The following is a 922-nucleotide window of genomic DNA, read 5'->3' as shown; positions in this document are numbered from 1 at the left end:
CCCGGTGATGGCATTCTTATCTGTTTAGGCAGTCAGACCCCCTGCCATGCCGCTATCTATATCGGCAATCAGCAAATTCTACACCACAGGCCGGATCGCATTAGCAAACGCGATATCTATGACGGCTACTGGCTCAAATACACTCACTCAGTATGGAGACATAAACAATGGTCAAACTACAGCTTGGAGGCCATCTTAGAAGATTTGGCCGTCGCTACGAATTAGAGGTTCGTGATGCAGCCGAAGCCATTAGGTGCCTGTGTTATCAGCTAAAAGGTTTTCAACAAGCGCTTTCTGATGGTCAGATCCGCGTTCGCATTGCAGGGCGGGACATGACAGAAAAAAGTATTCCTGCGGGTATGAATCATCCTCTGAATGATGGGGATACCGTCACTATTGTTCCGGTCGTTGGCGGTGCGGGTGGTAATGGGGTTGGCATGGCTATTCTGGGCGTTGTCGCTGTTGCGGCGGCGTTCTACTCAGGCGGTGCATCTATTGCACTGTGGAGTGCGGCACAGGCCGGAGTAGCTATAGCGGGTATTGCCCTCATTAGTGCAGGGCTGGCATCCATGTTAACCAAAATGCCTAAAGGCCCTGAAATGGGTTCCAGCAAAACCGATGGCAATCAGTATTTCAACTCATTAGAGAATCGTATCGGTCAGGGTTATCCGGTTCCCATTGCATACGGTGAGATGGTTGTAGGCTCAAATGTTATTTCTCAAGGTTTGGAGACGGAATAATGGGTAAAGGCGGCGGCGGCGGTGGCACACCAACGTTGGTTGATGACAACCTAAAAAACAAACAATTCTTGAATATCGTTGATCTGGTTAGCGAGGGGCAAATAGAAGGACCTGTCGGTGGTTTGCACGGGTTCCGGATTAATGGCACTCCGGTTGTAGATAAAAATGGCAACCCCAACATT

At 49.6% G+C, this 922-nt stretch carries 3 protein-coding genes; all 3 read left to right on the top strand.

The annotated features are described in order from the left end of the window. Positions 1-225: NlpC/P60 family protein (locus Xbed_RS18845; protein ID WP_139837561.1), on the top strand; the 225-nt coding region annotated here is incomplete at its 5' end. Next, entirely contained in the window at positions 168-740 is a 573-nt protein-coding gene (locus Xbed_RS18840) for a tail assembly protein (protein ID WP_086114321.1), read from the top strand. The genes Xbed_RS18845 and Xbed_RS18840, both read left to right, overlap by 58 nt. Continuing rightward, positions 740-922: hypothetical protein (locus Xbed_RS18835; RefSeq protein WP_139837560.1), on the top strand; the 183-nt coding region annotated here is incomplete at its 3' end. The genes Xbed_RS18840 and Xbed_RS18835, both read left to right, overlap by 1 nt.

The organism is Xenorhabdus beddingii, from assembly GCF_002127545.1.
Taxonomy (GTDB): domain Bacteria; phylum Pseudomonadota; class Gammaproteobacteria; order Enterobacterales; family Enterobacteriaceae; genus Xenorhabdus; species Xenorhabdus beddingii.
The sequence above is the reverse complement of the archived record's forward strand: the minus strand, read 5'-3'. Positions and strand labels throughout refer to the sequence as shown.

Coding starts and splice junctions, on each gene's coding strand:
- Xbed_RS18840 (WP_086114321.1), top strand. CDS start 168: ATGGTCAAACTACAGCTTGGAGGCCATCTTAGAAGATTTGGCCGTCGC.